The sequence below is a fragment of the Ancylobacter radicis genome (genome assembly GCF_018449475.1).
Classification (GTDB): Bacteria; Pseudomonadota; Alphaproteobacteria; order Rhizobiales; family Xanthobacteraceae; genus Ancylobacter; species Ancylobacter radicis.
The window spans coordinates 87589-106178 of the sequence record NZ_JAHCQH010000022.1 but is presented as its reverse complement, the minus strand read 5'-3'; the positions used below and the strand labels follow the sequence as shown (position 1 = coordinate 106178).

21 protein-coding genes are annotated in these 18590 nt (G+C 67.3%); 12 read left to right on the top strand and 9 right to left on the bottom strand.

All coding sequences use genetic code 11. The features are described 5' to 3' along the window. Positions 1-10 precede the first annotated feature (10 nt). The 7 genes from KIP89_RS18330 to KIP89_RS18300 form a co-directional block, all read right to left on the bottom strand. Positions 11-403 (bottom strand): ArsR/SmtB family transcription factor, encoded by a 393-nt coding sequence (locus KIP89_RS18330; protein ID WP_213757034.1) that lies wholly within the window; start codon positions 401-403, stop codon positions 11-13. 84 nt (positions 404-487) lie between these two features. Beyond that, positions 488-1879, bottom strand: coding sequence for an FGGY family carbohydrate kinase (locus tag KIP89_RS18325; RefSeq protein ID WP_213757077.1), 1392 nt, complete (start codon positions 1877-1879; stop codon positions 488-490). Further along, the gene (locus KIP89_RS18320) at positions 1879-3099 is read right to left on the bottom strand and encodes an NAD(P)/FAD-dependent oxidoreductase (protein WP_213757033.1); all 1221 of its coding nucleotides are present in this window, start codon (positions 3097-3099) and stop codon (positions 1879-1881) included. Before KIP89_RS18320 ends, KIP89_RS18325 begins: the two co-directional genes overlap by 1 nt. Beyond that, on the bottom strand, positions 3096-4505 hold the full coding sequence (locus tag KIP89_RS18315; protein ID WP_213757032.1) for an NAD(P)/FAD-dependent oxidoreductase: 1410 nt from the start codon (positions 4503-4505) through the stop codon (positions 3096-3098). Before KIP89_RS18315 ends, KIP89_RS18320 begins: the two co-directional genes overlap by 4 nt. A 120-nt stretch (positions 4506-4625) precedes the next feature. Next, complete coding sequence (locus KIP89_RS18310; protein WP_213757031.1) at positions 4626-5735, bottom strand: type 2 periplasmic-binding domain-containing protein; 1110 nt, start codon at positions 5733-5735, stop codon at positions 4626-4628. Between the two features lie 46 nt (positions 5736-5781). Continuing rightward, the gene (locus tag KIP89_RS18305; protein WP_213757030.1) at positions 5782-7119 is read right to left on the bottom strand and encodes a TRAP transporter large permease; all 1338 of its coding nucleotides are present in this window, start codon (positions 7117-7119) and stop codon (positions 5782-5784) included. Beyond that, positions 7119-7664, bottom strand: coding sequence for a TRAP transporter small permease subunit (locus KIP89_RS18300; RefSeq protein ID WP_369807198.1), 546 nt, complete (start codon positions 7662-7664; stop codon positions 7119-7121). Before KIP89_RS18300 ends, KIP89_RS18305 begins: the two co-directional genes overlap by 1 nt. Positions 7665-8194: 530 nt before the next feature. On the opposite strand from KIP89_RS18300, the gene KIP89_RS18295 reads away from it, so the two are divergent. From KIP89_RS18295 to KIP89_RS18275, 5 genes are all read left to right on the top strand, one after another. Continuing rightward, positions 8195-8971, top strand: coding sequence for a DeoR/GlpR family DNA-binding transcription regulator (locus KIP89_RS18295; RefSeq protein ID WP_213757029.1), 777 nt, complete (start codon positions 8195-8197; stop codon positions 8969-8971). A 168-nt stretch (positions 8972-9139) separates the two neighbouring features. Continuing rightward, positions 9140-9436, top strand: a complete 297-nt coding sequence (gene rpsU / locus KIP89_RS18290; protein ID WP_213757075.1) for a 30S ribosomal protein S21 — start codon at positions 9140-9142, stop codon at positions 9434-9436. A gap of 180 nt (positions 9437-9616) precedes the next feature. Next, complete coding sequence (locus tag KIP89_RS18285) at positions 9617-9826, top strand: cold-shock protein (RefSeq protein WP_213757028.1); 210 nt, start codon at positions 9617-9619, stop codon at positions 9824-9826. Between the two features lie 96 nt (positions 9827-9922). Beyond that, positions 9923-10210 carry a hypothetical protein gene (locus KIP89_RS18280; protein WP_213757027.1) on the top strand — a complete coding sequence of 96 codons (288 nt, stop codon included), beginning with the start codon at positions 9923-9925 and terminating at the stop codon, positions 10208-10210. A gap of 64 nt (positions 10211-10274) precedes the next feature. Next, entirely contained in the window at positions 10275-10547 is a 273-nt protein-coding gene (locus tag KIP89_RS18275) for a hypothetical protein (protein WP_213757026.1), read from the top strand. Between the two features lie 32 nt (positions 10548-10579). On the opposite strand, the gene KIP89_RS18270 is transcribed toward KIP89_RS18275, so the two are convergent. Both KIP89_RS18270 and KIP89_RS18265 read right to left on the bottom strand, forming a co-directional pair. Next, entirely contained in the window at positions 10580-11605 is a 1026-nt protein-coding gene (locus KIP89_RS18270; protein WP_213757025.1) for a GGDEF domain-containing protein, read from the bottom strand. Positions 11606-11720: 115 nt separating this feature from the next. Beyond that, a complete protein-coding gene (locus tag KIP89_RS18265) occupies positions 11721-12695 on the bottom strand; it encodes a LysR family transcriptional regulator (RefSeq protein ID WP_213757024.1) in 975 nt (324 codons plus the stop codon). A 152-nt stretch (positions 12696-12847) separates the two neighbouring features. On the opposite strand from KIP89_RS18265, the gene KIP89_RS18260 reads away from it, so the two are divergent. From KIP89_RS18260 to KIP89_RS18230, 7 genes are all read left to right on the top strand, one after another. Beyond that, positions 12848-13837, top strand: a complete 990-nt coding sequence (locus KIP89_RS18260; RefSeq protein WP_213757023.1) for an agmatinase — start codon at positions 12848-12850, stop codon at positions 13835-13837. Positions 13838-13942: 105 nt separating this feature from the next. Then, on the top strand, positions 13943-14788 hold the full coding sequence (locus tag KIP89_RS18255; protein WP_213757074.1) for a transporter substrate-binding domain-containing protein: 846 nt from the start codon (positions 13943-13945) through the stop codon (positions 14786-14788). Between the two features lie 48 nt (positions 14789-14836). Beyond that, a complete protein-coding gene (locus KIP89_RS18250; protein ID WP_250152634.1) occupies positions 14837-15496 on the top strand; it encodes an amino acid ABC transporter permease in 660 nt (219 codons plus the stop codon). 3 nt (positions 15497-15499) lie between these two features. Further along, positions 15500-16222, top strand: coding sequence for an amino acid ABC transporter permease (locus tag KIP89_RS18245; protein ID WP_213757022.1), 723 nt, complete (start codon positions 15500-15502; stop codon positions 16220-16222). Then, positions 16219-17019 (top strand): amino acid ABC transporter ATP-binding protein, encoded by an 801-nt coding sequence (locus KIP89_RS18240; protein WP_213757021.1) that lies wholly within the window; start codon positions 16219-16221, stop codon positions 17017-17019. The genes KIP89_RS18245 and KIP89_RS18240 overlap by 4 nt, the downstream gene beginning before the upstream one ends. Before the next feature lie 10 nt (positions 17020-17029). Next, complete coding sequence (locus KIP89_RS18235) at positions 17030-17989, top strand: arginase family protein (protein ID WP_213757020.1); 960 nt, start codon at positions 17030-17032, stop codon at positions 17987-17989. Positions 17990-17996: 7 nt separating this feature from the next. Then, positions 17997-18587 carry a DUF1989 domain-containing protein gene (locus tag KIP89_RS18230; protein WP_213757019.1) on the top strand — a complete coding sequence of 197 codons (591 nt, stop codon included), beginning with the start codon at positions 17997-17999 and terminating at the stop codon, positions 18585-18587. Positions 18588-18590 lie beyond the last annotated feature (3 nt).

Here is an 18590-nt window from a genome sequence, read left to right as displayed (position 1 = left end):
GATCCCTCTCTCACGCCGCGCTGGTTGGCGCGCCCTTGTCAGGCACAGCGGCCCTCACGGCCTCAGAACCGGCAGCGCCGGACAGGGCCGCCACAGCCGGCCGGCACACGTCCGGGTGGCCCCGGCAGCAATCGCGCATCAGAAACTCGATCAGCTCCGCCAGTGCGGGAAAGGTGGCGTTGTAGAGGATGGAGCGCCCCTCCCGCCGGGAGGTGACCAACCCCGCCTGCTCAAGCTGGCTCAGATGGAAGGACATGCGGGAGGAGGAGGCGCCCCCCATCGCCTCGCCGATGACACCGGCGGGAAGACCTTCCGGCCCGGCGGTGACCAGCAGGCGCACGATCCGCAGCCGCGTCTCCTGGGCCAGTGCGCCAAAGGCGTCGATGGCACGCGCTTCATCCATGGAACGCCTCAATATCTCAACATGTCTTGAGATATGACATGCGGATCGCCGGACCGCAATAAGCTCCCGTGGCGAGCCCGGCGCTCAGCGCCAGTCGCGGCTGCGGGCGACGGCCTCGGCGAAGCGCCGGTGATGCTCCCCCGTCACCGAACCATCCGGCTGGAGCACATGGGCAGCGGCCCGCGCGGCGCCGACATCGGCCCCGCACAGTTCGGCAAGGCCGAGCGCCGTCATCTCGTGCAGCGCCGGCACGCGGACGGCGCGGCCCGACGCGGCGGCGAGGAAGCGGGTGAAATAGCCGCTTTGCGACAGGCCGCCATCAATCGACAGGGTCTGGATCGACCCGACATGGGCGGCGGCGGCGTCGATCAGCCCGACGGTGAGCAGGGCGATGCCTTCCAGTGCCGCGCGCACGAGGTCGCGCCGGTCCGTCGCCGCGTCCATGCCGATGAACAGCGGCGCCGCCCGCCGGTCCCAATAGGGCGCCGCAAGGCCGGACAGCGCCGGCACGAAGACCAGCCCGCGGCTCAGCGCCGACGGCCCCTCGAAGCCGTCGAGTTCCTCCGGCGCCGCGTAGAGCCCGAGGCGCCGCAGCCATTCCAGCGCCGCGCCAGCATCATAGACACCGCCCTCAAGGGCATAGACCGGCGCTTCATCGACGCGCTGCCAGGCGACGGTCGGCAGGAGCCCCGGCGCCTCCGGCCGCGACCGGCCCGTCACCGCCAGCAGAAAGGCGCCGGTGCCGAAGGTAATCTTCACATCGCCCGGCCAGCGGCCGCCATGGCCATAGAGCGCCGCCTGCTGGTCGACGATGGACGCTTTGAGCGGCACGCCGTCCAGCAGGCCGAAGCCCGCATCCACGGCGCGGATCGGCGGCAGGGTCGCCAGCGGCACGCCATGCAGTGCGCAGAGCTGCGGGCTCCATTTTCCGCTGCTGAGATCGAGCAGGCCGGTGCGGGAGGCGGTGGCGAGATCGGTGGCGAAGGTGCCGGTCAGCCGGTCGAGAAAAAACGCGTCCGTGGTGCCCAGCCGCAGCCGTCCGGCGGCGTGGGCGGCGGCGACCACGGGATTGTTGCGCATCAGCCAGCCCAGCTTGCTGGCGGAGAAATATGCATCGAGCGGCAGACCGCAGATCGCCTGCGAGCGGGCACTCACATCCTCGCCAAGGCCCGCAAGATAGGTGGCGGTGCGGGAATCCTGCCAGACGATGACCGGGGAGAGCGGCGTTCCCGTCAGCGCGTCCCAGGCGAGGCAGCTCTCGCCCTGATTGGCGAGCGCGATCGCGTCGACCGGACCGGCAGTGGCCAGCACGGCGCGGATATTGGCGAGCAGTTCCTCGGGATCATGCTCCACCCAGCCGGGCGCGGGATGGGACTGGGCGTGCCCACGGGCGCCCGCCACATGGGCGGTGCCGTCCGCCTCCACGGTGAGGCAGCGGGTCGAGGTCGTGCCCTGGTCGATGGCGGCGACGCGCATCATACATTCTCCCGCAGGCGGAACCGCACCGAGCCGGCGGCGAAGGCGGCGGGCGGGATCGGCACGAGGATGCGCCGTTCCGGCAGAAACTGCCGAACCGTCGCCCACACCTCGCGCCCGTCCAGTTCGAGCGACAGGCGGCCGCGCACCGCCCGCGTGACACGCAGCTGGAAGTCGGCGAGCGCCGCCTTCTGTCCGGTCGGGCGCAACAGGCTGGGGACGACGAGCTTGATCGGCTCCTCGAAACCGACCGGAATCGGCGCCGTGGCGCAGGGATCGGCGGCCAGATCGCGCGCCAGCGCCCGGCCGACCGCCTGTCCCTCGCGGAACGACCAGCCCCCGGTCTCCACCGCGCGCAGGAGATTGCCGGCGGCAAAGCAGACGGGATCGAGGGTGCGTCCGTCCTGGTCCACGGCCGGGCCGGCGCTGCCAGGATCAAGGCCGACCGGCGAGGCGAGGAACAGCGCCGATTCCGGGGTGAAGCGACCGGTGAGCAGCACGCCGTCGCAGGCCAGCGTCTCCAGGCGTCCATCGCCATGGCGCAGCGTCGCCGCCTCGACGCGGCCGGTGCCGCGAATGTCGACCAGTTCGGTGCCGCGATGGAAGGGCACGCGGGCGAGCGCGGGAAACCAGCTGAACGGCGCCCCCGCCAGTGCCTGCGGGAATGGCTCGGCCATCGCCACCGGGCGGGCGCCATGGCCGAGGCAGGTGAGCAGAGCGGACAGGCTCACCAGTTCCGAACCGACGATCAGCGGCCGGGTAAACGGCATCAGGCCATGAAAGGCGACATAGGATTGCAGCGTGCCGGTGGTGACGACGCCGACCGGCCGGTCCCCGGAGATGAGGCGCGCGGCGCGCGGCCTCTCGCGCGCGCCGGTGGCAACGAGAATGCGGCGGGCGGTCAGCGTGCCCAGGCCCTCGGGCGTGGCGATGTCCAGCCGCCCGCCTTCATCGAGCCGCACGACGCTGTGGCCGGTGCGGACATCGACACCTGCCCGCGTCGCCTCCGCCGTCAGCCGGCGGCCATAGGCGGCGCCGAGATAGACCCGGCCGAATTCGCGCATGCCGAACGGCGAATGGCTGCAATGGCGGGTGGCGCCGCCGAGCTGCGGCTCGCGGTCGAGCAGCATGACGCGGGGAACACCGGCGCGGCGCAGTTCCACCGCCGCCGCGATACCGGCGGGGCCGCCGCCGATCACGATGACATCGGCGTCGTTCATGCCTCGTCCCGATCCTCCACCGCCAGCGGCACGGCGAGCCGTCCCCGGCTCATCTCGGCCAGGCGGGCATTGCAGTAGAACCCCTGGCAGCGCCCCATGCCGGCGCGGGTGCGCCGCCGCAGGCCACCGAAATCGCCGGGCGGCACGGTGCTGTCGAACGCCGCCTCGATCTCGCGGCGCGTCACCAGCTCGCAATGGCAGACGATCTCGCCATGGCCGGGCTGCTGCCAGTCGCGCGCGCCTGTCTCCGTCAGATTGGGCAGGGTCACCGGCGGGGGATCGACCCGTGGGCGCGCCGGCAGGCCGAAGGCGTCGTGCAGTCTCAGGGCGTGCTGGGCCAGACCCAGCGCGGCGGACAGCCCGGTCGAGCGGATGCCGCCCAGGGTGATGGCACGCTGCTCGGGCCGCGTGGTGACGCGGTAGTGCTTCTTCTCGGTGGCCGGGCGAAGCCCCGCATAGACGGCGGTGACGGGAATGGCGGCCAGAGCCGGCACGATCTGCGCGCCGCGCGCCAGCAGCGCCTCCAGCGCCTCCCGCTCGACGGTGGCGCGCACGCGGTCATCCTGTTCTTCGGCGGTCGGGCCGATCAGCACATTGCCGAAGGCCGTCGGGCAGACCACCACGCCCTTGGTGATCTCGGTCGGCACCGGGAGCAGGATGCGCGGCACATGGCCGAACGCCGCCTTGTCCAGCACCACGAACTGGCCCTTGCGCGGGCGGATCTCGAAATCGGGGGCAAAGCCGAGCCGGCGGTCCACCTCGTCACCATAGAGGCCGGCGGCGTTGACCGCGGCGCGGGCGCGGATGTCGCCCGCACTCGTCGTCAGATGCCAGCCGCCCTCATAGCGGCCGGCGAGCAGCTCGGCCTGGCGCAACAGGCGCGCGCCGAGCGCCACCGCCTGGGTGAGATAGGCGAGCGGGGCGGTCCATGGGTCGATGATGTGCTCGTCGCGCACCTCCAGCGCGGCGACCAGCCGCCCGGACAGGCCCGGCACCGTGGCGCGGGCCTGCGATGCGGTCATCAGCGTGAGGCCCTCCACGCCATTGGCGTGGCCCTGCGCGGCGATGGCCTCCAGCCTGCCGGCCTCCTCCGGCGTCCAGGCGCAGACCAGCGCGCCGGTTTCCACCAGCGACAGACCGAGACTTTCGCGGTCGGCGAGATATTCGGCGCGGCCGGCCTTCACCAGCTCCAGTTCGAGACTGTCCGGCGGCGCGTCGAAGCCGGTGTGCAGAATGGCGCTGTTGGCCTTGGAGGCGCCGGAGAGAATGTCGCTGCCCTTCTCGATCACCACGACTTTTGCCCCGGCGAGGGCAAAGCGCCGGGCGACCGCGCAGCCGACGACACCCGCGCCGATGATGGCGAGGTCGTAATCGTCGGTGGCACAAGGGGGTGTTGCGGGGCGCATGCGCGCTCCTTTCCTGTCAGCACGCGCCGGATCCTGTCCGTCGCGTCACGCGAAGGCCGAGCGGCAGCTCAGGCCATGCGGCCCCGCCCGGAGGCGGAGCCGCGAGGTTCGATAAGGCGATCAACGATAGGGGTAGCCGGCCTTCTTCATGGTCTCGTCGTACTTCTTGAAGGCCGCGACCACCTTGCCGGCGCGCGGGCTGGAAGCGGCGATCTCGTCCCAGAAGCCCTTGGAATCGTCGACCACCTTGGCCCAGTCGGCCGACGGGAGCTGGGTCAGCTCCATCTTGTTGCCTTCCACGCGGAGCTTCGCCTCGCCGCCCCAGTACCAGACGTCGCGGTAGTAATGGGACTGGTCGATGCTCATCAGGAACAGCTCCTTGAGATGCGGCGGCACCTTCGCCCAGCTCGGGGAGTTGGCGAAGTAGCTGCCGAACCAGGCGCCGGTGACGGAGTTGGAGAGCGCGTAGTTGCACACATCCGCCCAGCCAACCTCATAGGCCTCGGTGAAGCCGCACCATGCCACGCCGTCGAGTTCGCCGGTCTGGAGCGCGACCTCGACGTTGTCCCACGGGATGGTCACCGGCACGAGGCCGTACTTCGACAGGAACTTGCCGGCGGTCGGCACGCCGAAGACGCGCAGGCCGTTCATATCGGCGAGGCTCTTGATCGGCTTGTTCACGGTGAAGATGTGCAGCGGGTCCCAGGCGCCGGTCGACAGCCAGGTGACGTTCGGCACCTCGGCATAGGCCTCTTCCCAGATTTCCTTGAGGCCGTAGTAGCGGAACAGGGCGGGCACATCGAGGCTGTAGCGGGTGGCGAAGGGGAAGTAGCCGCCGAATACCGCGATATCGACCGGCGAGGCCATGGTCGCCTCGTCCGACTGCACCGCGTCGAGCGTGCCGGACTGGAGCGCGCGGAACAGGTCCGAGGTCGGCACCAGCTGGTCGGCGTAATAGAGCTCGATCACCATCTCGCCATTGGCGGCGGCGTTGAAGGCGTCGATCTGCGGCTTGATGACGTGGGCGCCGAGCGGCGCGCCGGAATAGGTCTGCAGACGCCACTTGATCGGCCCGGTCTGGGCGATCACCGCCGGGGCCGCGAGCGTGGTGCTGGCAAGCGCCGCGCCGGCGCCGAGGCCGGCCTTGGCCATGAAGTTGCGGCGGCTGGCGAGGATCGTGTCGGCGGCCGGGTCCACCTTCTTCTGCACGGGCTTCTTGATGTCGGTCATTGGTTTCTCCTCTGGTTTTTTGGAAGGTCGTGGAGAGGGCGAGGCGTCAGCCCTTGACGTTCATGTGGGCCGGCAGCCAGAGCGCGATCTGCGGGAAGACCATCAGGATGATGATGGTGAAGAACATGATCGCGGCGAACGGCCAGATCGACCGGTAGATGTCGATCAACGAGATTTCCTTTGGCGCCAGCGAGCGCATAAGGAACAGATTGTAGCCGAAGGGTGGGGTGATGTAGGCGATCTGGCAGGTGATCGTGTACAGGATGCCGTACCAGATCAGCTGGTTGTCGAAGCCGAGATCCAGCGCCTTCACCAGCGGGATGTAGAGCGGCGCGACGATGACCAGCATCGCCGTGTCGTCGAGGAACATCCCCATCACGATGAAGCTGAGCTGCATCATGATGATGATGGTCCAGGGGTTGAGATCCCACTGCTTGACGAACAGGAACTCGATCGCCTTCACCGCGCCGAGCCCGTCGAACACCGTGCCGAACGCCAGGGCGGCGAGGATCAGCCACATGAACATGCAGGAGACGTTCAGCGTCTTCAGCGCGGTGTCGCGGATGATCGGCCAGGTGAACCGACCCTTGACCACCGCCGCGAGCGTGGCGGAGGCGGCGCCGACGGCCGAACTCTCGACCAGGCTGGTGACGCCGAAGACGAATAGGCCGGTCATGAAGAAGAAGATGACGAAGGGAATGATGCCCGCCCGCGCCAAGGCCAGCTTCTCGCGCAGCGGCATGTTCAGCTCGTCATCGGTCAGCGCCGGCGCGAGCTTCGGGTTCAGCTTCACCCGCACATAGATGTAGATGATGAACAGCGCCGCCATCAGCAGGCCGGGGCCGACGCCGGCGAACCACAGCTTGGAGACCGGCTGGCGGGCGATCATGCCGTAGAGCACCAGCACGACCGAGGGCGGGATGAGAATGCCGAGCGAGGAACCGCCCTGCACCACGCCCGAGATCAGCACCTTGTCATAGCCGCGGCGGATCATCTCCGGCAGTGCGATGGTGGCACCGATTGCCATGCCGGCGACCGAGAGGCCGTTCATCGCGGAGATGATGACCATCAGGAAGATGGTGCCGATGGCGAGGCCACCGGTGAACCGACCGAACCAGACGTGCAAGGCTCGGTACAGGTCTTCCGCGATCCCGGACTCCGCCAGGATGTAGCCCATGTAGATGAACATGGGCAGCGTCAGCATGGCGTACCAGTTGAACAGCTTGAACACCTGGTTGAACGGCAGGTCGATGGCGCCGGGGCCATAGAGCATCAGAGCCGCCGCCGAGGCGACGAAGCCGATGCCGGCGAAGACAAGCTGTCCACTGATGAGCGCCACCACCATCGAGGCGAACATCAGCAGCGCGATCATCTCGTAAGTCATCAGATCTTCTCCCCGCGCAGCGTGAAGATGTGCTTGATGACCAGCGAGAAGGCCTGCAGCAGCATCAGGACGAGACAGGCGGTCAGCAGCGCCTTGATCGGAATGACCGAGGGATTCCAGATCGAGAACCGCTTCTCATTGGTGGCGATGGCGTATTGCAGGCTGGAGATCGAGCCCGCCAGCAGCACCCCGAGATAGAAGATGAGGCACCAGACGGTGATCAGGTCCATCTTGGCCTTGCCGCGCTCGGAGAGCGTGGAATACCAGAGGTCCATCCGCACATGCTCGTTGTTGCGCAGCGTGAACGGCCCGCCCATGAAGTAATAGGCGGCGAGGGTGAACTGGGTGAGTTCCACCGCCCAATGCACGGGCATTTTCACAACGTTGCGCATCACCGCATCGAACAACAGCGTGCCACCCATGAAGAAGATCAGCGACGCCGCGAGATAGCCGACATAATTGGACAGGCCGTCCACCACCCGCACATAGCGGGCCGCTACCCCCCAGGCGCCCTCCCCTGCTCGTTTTGCCTCGTCCGCCGTCACGCTTTTGCTCCGTTGATGTCCGCTATCGCGCTCCCCGCCCGCCGCCATCGCCGCGGGCAAGACAGGATGGACGCCGCAGCGCCGGCCGTGCCGGCGGCGAAGTGCGCCATCTCCGCCTTCAGGCAGGAAGTGTCGAAAGCCGGTTCATTCGCCGTCCCCTCGTGCTGCGGTGCACACCAAACATGCCTGCCCGCTTTTCTTGCACTAGCAAGCACTGTACCGTTTTCGCGACCGAGGGGAAGCCCGTTTCTGGCGAAAAATGACCGTTCAGCCACATACTGGCTGCGGTATTGACCGAATGGTCGAATTAAGCTGGCGTTTTATGCCCGATCGGTCTATTTTTGCCGTCAAACCCTCACAACGGAGCAGGCAGTCTGGGGCCACGTCGCCTGCGTGCAACGACCTTGTCGCATTGACGCCGACATCCAGACCCATACGAAGGTCGCATAGGCCAGCCGGAGGCCTCCGCGGGACCGACCCGGCGAGCGATTGCCGCCCGCCCTTGGCGGGAATGACCATGAGGACACGCCGTGCCGACACCCTCGCGCCATGACCGCATCCTTGCGCTGCTCGAACGCTCCGGCGAATTGAGCGTGGAGGCGCTGGCCGAGCATCTGGGCATGTCGCGCGAGACGGTGCGCCGCGATCTCACCCGCCTCGACGCCGCCGGCCGGCTGCGCCGGTTCCATGGCGGCGCGCGCGCCCTTGCCGTGCTCCCGCCGGTGGCGGAGCAGGAATGGCCGTTTGCGCAGCGTGTGGCGCAGAATGCGGCAGCCAAGAAACTGATCGCGGCCGCCGCGACGCGCCTGTTCCGGCCGGAGGATTCGATCTTTATCGACACCGGCAGCACCACCATCGCCTTCGCCGAGGCGCTGGTGGCGGTGCCCGCCCTCGTCACGATCACCAACGCCCCGCGGATCGCCGCGACGCTGGCCTCCAATCACAGTCACAAGGTGTTCCTGATCGGCGGCGCCTATGGCGCCGATGCCGGCGAAAGCCTGGGACCGCTGGCGCTGGAACAGATCGGCAAGTTCCGCGCGCGCCACGCGGTGCTGACGATCGGCGCCATCGACCCGACCTGCGTGATGGATTTCGACCTTCAGGAAGCCGAGATCGCCAAGGCGATGATCGAGCGCGCCGACCAGGTGACGGTCCTGGCCGACCACAGCAAGTTCGACCGCCGCGCCGTGTTCGAGGTCGCCGGCCTCGGCCGGATCGACACGCTGGTGACCGACAGGCAGCCCTCGGACGCCATGGTAAAGGCGATCGCGAGCGCCGGTATTGAGCTGATCATCGCCGGTTCCTGAGAGGGCGCGGACAGATCAATTGTTACGCCATCACGACATCGATGAGTCGTTTTCCGGCCATACCCCTTTCTTCAGCCGGCATATGGGCCCATATAGGAACAGCCCGCCATGTCGGCCGGCCTTTTGAATTGGCAGCCGCCTATCGGGCTGCATGAGATCGGAAACGGTTTGCAGGTTCTTGTCCGCGACAACAATGTCGACCAAGCTCTACGCGTCCTGAAGAAGAAGATGCAGCGTGAAGGCGTGTTCCGGGAAATGAAGGCCCGGCGCTCCTATGAGAAGCCGTCCGAGCGGCGCAATCGCGAAGACGCCGAAGCGGTCCGCCGCGCACGCAAGGCCGCCCGCAAGCAGGCGGTTCGCGACGGGCTCATCGCCGCCCCGAAGAAGAAGCTGATTCCGGGTCGCCCGGCGCGTCCTGGCTCGGCCGGCGGCGCCCCCTTTGGCGCGTCTTCCGAAGCAAAATAAGACGCCGTCGGGGTTGTAATAAGGCTTGCAACCCTGTACGGTATCTGCATCGATCTTGGACGTTGAACTTTGTTTTGCGCAGCGATGCGCGTCGGCGAACTTCCTCTCAAATCGATGCCAGCGGAACGCCCGTATGTATGCGGGCGGTTGAATATCTATGTCGACTGAAAGGAATTTGTCATGGCGACAGGTACTGTGAAGTGGTTCAACGGCCAGAAGGGCTATGGTTTCATCCAGCCGGATAACGGCGGCCCGGATGTGTTCGTGCATATTTCGGCGGTCGAGCGGGCTGGCATGTCCAGCCTGAACGAAGGCCAGAAGGTCTCCTTCGAGGTGCTGGCTGATCGCCGCACCGGCAAGCAGTCCGCCGGCAACCTCCAGGCCGCGTGATCCTTGCTTACCCAGGCCTGGCAAGTCCGGCCGGGTAGACACTTTTTGGGAAGGCCGGGATCGTCCCGGCCTTTTCTGTTTTGAAGGGAACGAGGGATGACCAAGCTGACCCGCGATACCCTGTTCAAGCCCACCCTGTCGCGTACCGAGAGCAAGGCGGAAGCCGTCTCGCGTATCGCCATGTCGATGATCGAGCAGGAAGTCGCCGTGCGCGAGGCGAAGACCGAGCGCCTGCGGCAGGCTCGCCTGGCGCAGGAAGCCGTGGACACGCCGCCGGTGACGACGCGGCGCATTGCCAAATCCGCCGCCGAGCCGGCTGCCAAGGCGACCAAATCCGTCAAGACCGCCTCCAAGGCGCCCCGAACGGCTGCGAAGTCCAAGTGAGCGGACCCGGCGACGCCGGCTTTCCTCTTGCCGCCGGCCGCCCCGCCACTGGCGGGCTCACCTGATGCAGCGCCCCGCGAGGAGCGGACGCGGATGGCTACGCGCACCCGATTTCGGGTCCGCCACCGCCACTTACGAACTCGACGCCACCCACGCCGCCGGGCCGCGGGCCGGACGACTGGTCGCAGAGCTGGCGGCGATGATCGGTGCCTCGGCGACCGGTTGGGCAACGCTGGTTCTCGATTCCGGCGACAGCGTCACCATCGACGTGCAAAGCGTCAGTGCCCTCGGCATGGCGTTCACCGTGCGCGAGCCGGTTCCACCGGAGCTGCCGTGAGACGCTCTGGAACGCCAGCACTGCCATACGCCTCAACCCGCAGCGCCCGTCCGTGCTTCCGCCCCGACGATGCGATCGCGGCCCTCGCGCTTGGCCTGATAGAGCGCGGCGTCCGCGGCGGCGACTAGCCCGCGCGCGTCGCAATGGCCACCATCCTGCACAGCCATGCCGATGCTGACCGTGAGCGTGCCTCCCGGCCGCTCTATGCACGCCCCCGCGATCGCCTCCCGGATGCGCTCCCCCACCCTCAGGGCGCCCTTTGAGTCCGAGCCCGGCAGGATGACGGCAAACTCCTCGCCGCCATAGCGGGCCGTGACATCTTCGAGCCGCACCCGAGCGGCGCCGAGGGCATGGCCGAGCCGCCGCAGCACCTCGTCGCCGGCCACATGGCCGAGTTCGTCGTTGATCGCCTTGAAGTGATCGACATCGATCATCAGCAGCGCCAGCGACTCATTGGTGCGCGCGCAGCGGCTGGCGATGCGGGCCAGAGCCTCGTCGAAGCCGCGGCGATTGGTGAGGCCGGTCAGCGCATCGATACGTGTTTCATGGGCCAGATCCTCGTTGCGCCGCCACAGATCGAGCGCATCGACCGCGACGGCGGCGAGCGCCTCCAGCGGCGCGGAATCGAACGGGGGCGTGTCCGCCGCCGGCTCCCGCCGCAGCACGCACAGGCTGCCGACCGCCAACCCCGGCGACACGAGAAGCGGCACGCCGGCATAGAAACGAAAAGGCAGATGCGGCACCACCGGATGGCCATCAAAGCGCGGATCGTTCTTCAGATCAGGCGACATCAGCGGTTCGCCGGAGGCGATGATGTGCTGGCAGACGGAGCGATTGCGCTCAATGCTCGGGGCGATCTCGTCCGCCGTGACCGATTTCATCCATTGGAAGTCGCCATCGATGAAGCTGAGAAAGGCGACGTCGGCCCCGTACAGGCACTGGGCCAGCCACGCGATCCGGTCGAACCGCTCATCGCGGGGCGAATCCATGATGGCGAGGGCATTCAGGACCGCCAGCCGTTCGGCCTCGTTCGCGGGATGCTCGGGTATCCGCCACATACGATCATTCTGTCCCTGGCCACGGCGAAGCATGGCTAGCACGGCTTGTCCGCGCAAGTGCGGCGCCTGAATACCTCACCTTTCGGGTGCCCGGATGACGGCGCGTGCCGGATCGCTAGTCAACCGCGACGGCACCTCCCGCCAGCGCGAAACGATGCGCCAGGGCGCGCTTTTCCGCGCCGTGCTCCTCGCGCAGAATGCGGGCGAGCAGCACCGCGGCCGGCGGCGGCGGGCGGTCCTTCAGCGTGACCAGCGAGAAGATCGTGTCATAGGCGAGGTCCTGCGCGTCGCGCACCTCGACAAAGCGGTAGATCGACGCCCATGCCGCGACATAGTGGACGGGCAGGAAGCCCACGAAACCTCCGCTGACCAGCAGCGTCGCCACGGCCTCCAGCCCGAAAGCCATGGCGGTGCGTTCCAGCTTCAGCTCACGCGCCGCCATCTGCGTGCGCTGGTCGTTCGTGCGGGTGACGAGCCCATAACCCTGGCGCGCCAGATCGGCGCGGGATGGCGGCGGGCCCTCGCGCCGACAGGCATAAAGGCGGAAATCCTCCAGAAAGAGCGGCTCGAAACGCAGCCGCTCCACCCCCGGCGCGGCGCCGGTGACACCGAGATGCAGGCTCTTGTCCTGCAGGCCGGTGAGGATGTCGCCCGGCAGCTTGATCGAGAGATTGACCGTCACATCCGGCGCCATCTCGCGGAACCGCGCCAGCGAGGCGGCGAAGGCCGAATGCGGGTTGGACAGGCAATTGTCGGCGACCCCGATCCGCAGTTCGCCGGTCATCACATGGCGCGCCAGATTCAGATCGTGGCGTAGCGCCTCCAGCGCCTCCGACGCGCTTATCGCCGCTTCCAGCGCGCAGCGGCCGAACTCGGTCAGCTCGAAACCGGCAGGGCCGCGCAGGCACAGCCGGGCGCCAAGCCGGCCTTCCAGCGTCTGCAGGTGGCGGCTGATGGTGGAGCGTTCCATGCCGAGCGCGCGCTCGGCCGCAGTCAGCCCTCCAGCTTCGGCCACGCTGCGGAATATGCGCAGGAGCCGGAGGTCGCTCTCGGTCAGCGGCGGCACGGAGGTCGGGGTCACAGCATCCATGTTGCACATTATACAAGCATGGGTTCGATCTGCGACATTTTTAATCCTACGCAGGGCGCCTACCGTGAAAATCCGCAGTCAGGCTGCGCCCGGAAATTCACGTCGCGGAAGGATCGTCGGCCATGCCGCCGCTCCGACCGCTGGGAGGTCCCATGGTTCTGCCGCTCACCGTCGAGCCGTCCAAGGCTCACCAGAGCTTCCTGTACGCGCCGATCTCGACCGATCTCGATGCGCTGGACGCCCATATCGCCTTTCTCGGCATTCCCTATGGCAGCGCCTATCATGCCGGCGCCATCACCAACGACCAGTCCAAGGCCCCGGACGCGGTGCGCGCGATGACCGACCGCATTTCGCGCCATCTCCAGCGCCACGATTTCGACGTCGGCGGGCCGATCTACGACAACCGGGCGGTGAAGGCGGTCGACGTCGGCAATGTGCCGGCCGACATGACCGACCTGACGAGCCACTATGTCCGGGCCGAGCAGGCCGTCCGCAAGATTCTCAAAGCTGGCGCCATGCCGATCACGCTCGGCGGCGACCATGGCATCCCGATCCCGATCCTGCGCGCCTTCGAGGATCACGGGCCGATCACGCTCATCCAGGTGGATGCCCATATCGACTGGCGCGACCATGTGAACGGGGTCACCGACGGTCTTTCCAGCCCGATCCGCCGCGCCTCCGAGATGGCCCACATCACGGACATCTTCCAGATCGGCATCCGGGCTCAGGGCTCCGGCCGGCCCGAAGAGGTCGAGGCGGCGCTGGCCTATGGCGCCAACATCATTCCGGCCTTCGAGGTACATGACAGCGGCATCGAGGCGGTGCTCGCCCGCATCCCGGACGGCGGCAAATACTACATCACCGTCGATGCCGACGGGCTCGACCCGTCGGTCATGCCGGCGGTCGAGGGCCCGGCGCCGGGCGGGCTGACCTTCCACCAGGTGCGCAAGCTCATCCACGGCCTTGTCGCCAAGGGACGGGTGATGGGCATGGACATCGTCGAGATCACCCCATCCAGCGATGTGAACATGATCAGCTGCATCACCGCCGGCCGGCTCATCGTGAACCTGATCGGCGCCGCCGTGCGGGCCAACTATTTCGACGCGCCGAAGATCGACCCTTCGACGATCGAAGCCCCCTGAGGGGCAAGCGTGCGCGTGCCGTTCCCCGGCGAGGACCCCCGACCGCGCCTGGGAACATCCTTTCACCCAACGACACGAAAACCAGAGGGCCGTTCCATGTCACTGATGTGCCGCAGAATGCTCATGCTCGTGGCCGGCGCCGCCTGCGCCACCACGCTTGCCCTGCCCGCCGCCGCCGAGACGACGCTGGAGAAGATCAAGCGCACCGGTGAGGTCACGGTCGGCACCGAGGCCGCCTTCCCGCCCTTCGAATTCGTGAAGGACGGCAAGATCGTCGGCTATGGCGCCGACATCCTCGCCGTGGTGGTGCAGGATCTCGGCGTGAAGAAGCTCAACCAGCTCGACCTGCCCTGGCAGGGCATCCTGCCGGGCGTGCTGGCCGGCAAGTTCGATTTCGTCGCGACCACGGTCGGCATCAATGAGGAGCGGGCCAAGCGTTACGCCTACACCTTCCCGATCGCCGACGGCATGCCCTACACGATGAAGCGCAAGGGCGACGCCATCGCCAAGATCGAGGACTTCAACGGCAAGGTGATGGCCACCCAGCTCGCCTCATCCACCGAGCCGGTGGCGCGCGCCCTCGACGAGAAGCTCAAGGCCGCCGGCGGCACGGGTTTCAAGGAACTCAAGCTGTTCACCGCCTTCCCCGAGGCCTATGTCGCGCTCGCCAATGGCGAGGTCGACGCCGTCATGCAGTCGCTGCCGGCGCTTGCGGTAGCGGTGAAGGAAAAGCCGGACCTGTTCGAGCTGGCCATCGCCACCCCGAAGGATGGCGGCTACCCCTATCTCGCCTGGGTCACCCGCCCGGACGACAAGGATCTGCGCGACGCCATCTCCGCCTCGATCAAGAAGATGCGCGACGATGGCCGCCTCGCCGCCCTGCAGATGAAGTGGTTCGGCTTCGAGATGAAGATCCCGGATTCCGGCTACCTGCCGCCCGGCGCGGAGTGACACCCGCCAGCCGGCACCCTGCCTGAACGCGAGAGGAGATGATCGACCTTGAAGTTCAATTTCGAGTATCTCCTCTCCGTGATGCCGCGGCTGATCGATGCCTCGCTGGTCAATATCCGCCTCGCGCTGATCATCATGGCGCTGTCGGTGCTGCTCGGCACCGGACTCACCATCCTGCGCGCCGCCAAGCTCCCGGTGGTCAATGAGGTGATCGCCGTCGTCATCAGCTTCGTGCGCGGCACGCCGCTGCTGATCCAGATCTTCATCGCCTATTACGTGCTGCCCTCGGTCGGCCTCGACATGAGGCCGGAAGTCGCCGGTGTCGCCGCCATCGCCTTCAATTCGATGATCTTCGTTTCCGAGACGCTGCGCGGCGGGCTGGCCACCATCGACCCCGGCCAGATCGAGGCGTCGACCGCGCTCGGCCTGCCGCCGCGCGCCATCTGGTACAAGGTTGTGCTGCCGCAGCTGTTCCGGCGGGTCATTCCGGTCCTCATCAACGAGGCGACCATCGTGGTGAAGGGCACGGCGCTGCTCTCCGTCATCACCGTGGTCGAAGTGCTGCGCACCGCCCAGCAGATTTCCGCCGCCAGCTACCGCCCCTTCGAGACGCTGCTCGGCGCCGCGCTGATCTTCCTGGTGATGAATCTGGTCATCAGCCTTGTCGGCAAATTCGCCGAAGCCCGCTACGCCGTCTCGAGGGCCTGAGCCATGCGCTTCGATCCGTGGATGCTGCTCGATTACTGGGAACTGCTGCTGCAGGGCACCTGGCTCACCATCCGCATCACCGTCATGGCGCTCGTCCTCGGCTACCTGCTGGGCATCGGCGTGGCCCTGCTGGGAATGGCGCGGAGCCGGACGCTGCGCGCCATCGCCGGCACCTATGTCGAGGTGCTGCGCAACATCCCCTTCATCATCATCCTGTTCCTGGTCTATTACGGCCTGCCCTTCAGCGGCGTGCGGATGCCCGCGCTGTTTGCCGGAACGCTGGCGCTCTCGCTTTTCGTCAGCGCCTATTATTCCGAGATCGTGCGCGCCGCGATCCTCGCCTTGCCGCGCGGCCAGTTCGAATCCGCCCGCGCCATCGGCATGTCGCCGGCACAGGCCATGTGGAACGTGGTGGCGCCTCAGGTCCTGCGCACCATCATCCCGCCCTCGACCAACATGACGCTGACCATGATGAAGGAAAGCGCCGTGCTCTCCTCCATCACCGTGCCGGAACTGACCTATCAAGGCCTGGTGATCCAGGGGAACACCTTCGCCCCGTTCGAGGTCTTCGCCGCGATCACGCTGATCTACTGGATGATCGCCATCGTCATCGCCGAAACCTCGCGCCGGCTGGAGGCCCGCGTCGGCCTCGCCCAGCGCCAGAGCGTCACCCGCAACCCGATCGCCGACCGTTACCTCTCGCTCGAACGGAGGCCCGCGCGATGACCGCGACGCTGGCCCTCAAGGTCGAAGGCCTGACCAAGCAGTTCCGTGGCACCACGGCCCTGGACTCGGTCTATCTGGAGATCCAGCCGGGCGAGATCGTCGCCCTGATCGGTCCCTCCGGCTGTGGCAAGAGCACCTTCTTGCGCTGCCTGACCTGGCTGGAACAGCCCGATGACGGCTTCATCGAGGTGGCCGGCCAGCCCTTCGGCCGCGAGCGCATCGGCGCCGTGGTGCGCCGGCAGAGCGGACGGGAGATCGACCGCATCCGTCCGAGGATCGGCCTCGTCTTCCAGCAATTGAACCTCTGGCCGCATCTGACCGCGCTGGAGAACATCGTTCGCCCGCAAATCGTGGTGCTGAAGCGCCCCCGCGAGGAGGCGACACGCCGCGCCCGCGACCTGCTCGCCCGCCTTGGCCTGGCCGACCGTGCGGAACGCTACCCGCATTCGCTGTCCGGCGGGCAGAAGCAGCGCGTCGCCATCGCCCGCGCGCTCGCCATGGACCCGGCGCTGATGCTGTTCGACGAGCCCACATCCGCGCTCGATCCCGAACTCGTGGGCGAGGTGCTGGCGGTGCTGCGCCAGCTCGCCGAGGCCGGCACGACGATGCTGGTGGTCACCCATGAGATCGGCTTTGCCGCCAATGTGGCGGACCGGATCGCCTTCATGGATCACGGCCGCATCGTCGAGGAAGGGCCGGCGCGCCAGCTCATCGACGCGCCGCGCGATCCGCGGCTCAAAGGCTTTCTCGATCTGGTGCTGTCGCATCGCGACGGCCCGGCCCCTCCCCTCGCCTGACGGAGCTGCCATGTCCCGCGTCAACCGCCCCTATGTCGGCATACCGAGCTTCCTGCGCTCGCGCATCGTCGAGGATTTCGGCGCCATCGACGCCGACATTGCCGTGCTCGGCGTGCCGTTCGACGAGGGTTCGCCCTTCCTGCCCGGCTCGCGCATGGCGCCCCGCGCGCTGCGCGAGCATTCGCTGCGCTTCGGCACTTCCGGCATCTACGACCCGGAAACGAAGCGATCCTATCTCGTCGAGGAACTCGCGGGCGGACGCATCGTCGACTGCGGCGATGTCGACGTGCAGCCGACCAATGTGGAAGCCACCTTCGCCAACATCACCCGCGACGTGAAGGCGATCCTCGCCGCCGGGGCCATGCCCGTGGTGCTGGGTGGCGATCACTCGATCACCTATCCGATCTTCCGCGCGCTGGAGCAGCCGGTCCACGTCCTGCACTTCGACGCCCATAGCGACTATGCCGATATTGACGGCGGGCTGCGCTACACCAATGGCCACGCCTTCCGGCACATCAACGCGCTGCCGACCAAGCTGAGCCTCACCCAGATCGGCATTCGCAGCCTGCGCTCGGCGCGGCCGATGATGGAAGATGTCGAGGCCGACGGAAACCGGATCATCCCGATGGGCGAGTTCCGCGCCATCGGCCCGGCCGGCATCGGCACGCTGCTGCCGAGGGAATCGAAGGTCTATGTCTCCATCGACGTGGACGCGCTCGACATGTCGCTGGTGCCGGGCTGCGTCTCGGCCGAGCCGAACGGCATGAGCTACCCGGAACTGCGCGACAGCCTGAAGGCCATCGCCGAGAATTACGAGGTCGTCGCCTTCGACTTCGTCGAGGTCAATCCGCCGCTTGATGTCGGCACCGGCGTCACCGCCTATCTCGGCGCCGTCACCGTCATCGAGTTCCTCGCCCATATCTGCGATCAGCCGCGCTGGGCCGCGCGGCGTCGCGTCCGCCCCGTGTGAGGCCGTCATGCCGATCGAGACCATTCCCGCCCGCCACGGCAAGGCCGTCCGCCTCTCGGCGGGACAGGCCGTCGAGGTCATCAACACCCACGGGACGCAGGTGGTCGACACCTGGGCGTTCTGCGTGGAAGACCTCGATCACTTCATGTCGATGGAGCATACGCGGGTGCAGAATGGCCGGCTGATGCCCGCCATCGGCCAGACGCTGTGGACCAATCGCCGCGAGCCGATCCTGATGATGGAGGCGGACACCTCCTCCGGCATCCACGACACCATCATGGCCGCCTGCGACCGCTGGCGCTACGAGCACCTCGGCTGCACCGAATATCATCGCAACTGCGCGGACAACATGGTGGAGGCGCTCGCCGAGCTGGGACTGGATTTTCACCACATCCCCCAGCCGCTCAACCTGTTCATGAACATCCCGATCGACGCCGACTTCACGCTGGTTCAGGGCGAACCGCCCTGCAAGCCGGGCGACAAGGTGGTGCTGCGCGCCGCGCGCGACTGCGTCGTGGTGTTCTCCGCCTGCCCGCAGGACATCACGCCGATCAATGGCGGCAAGCCGGTCGACGCGCATTTCGCCATTCACGACTGAAAA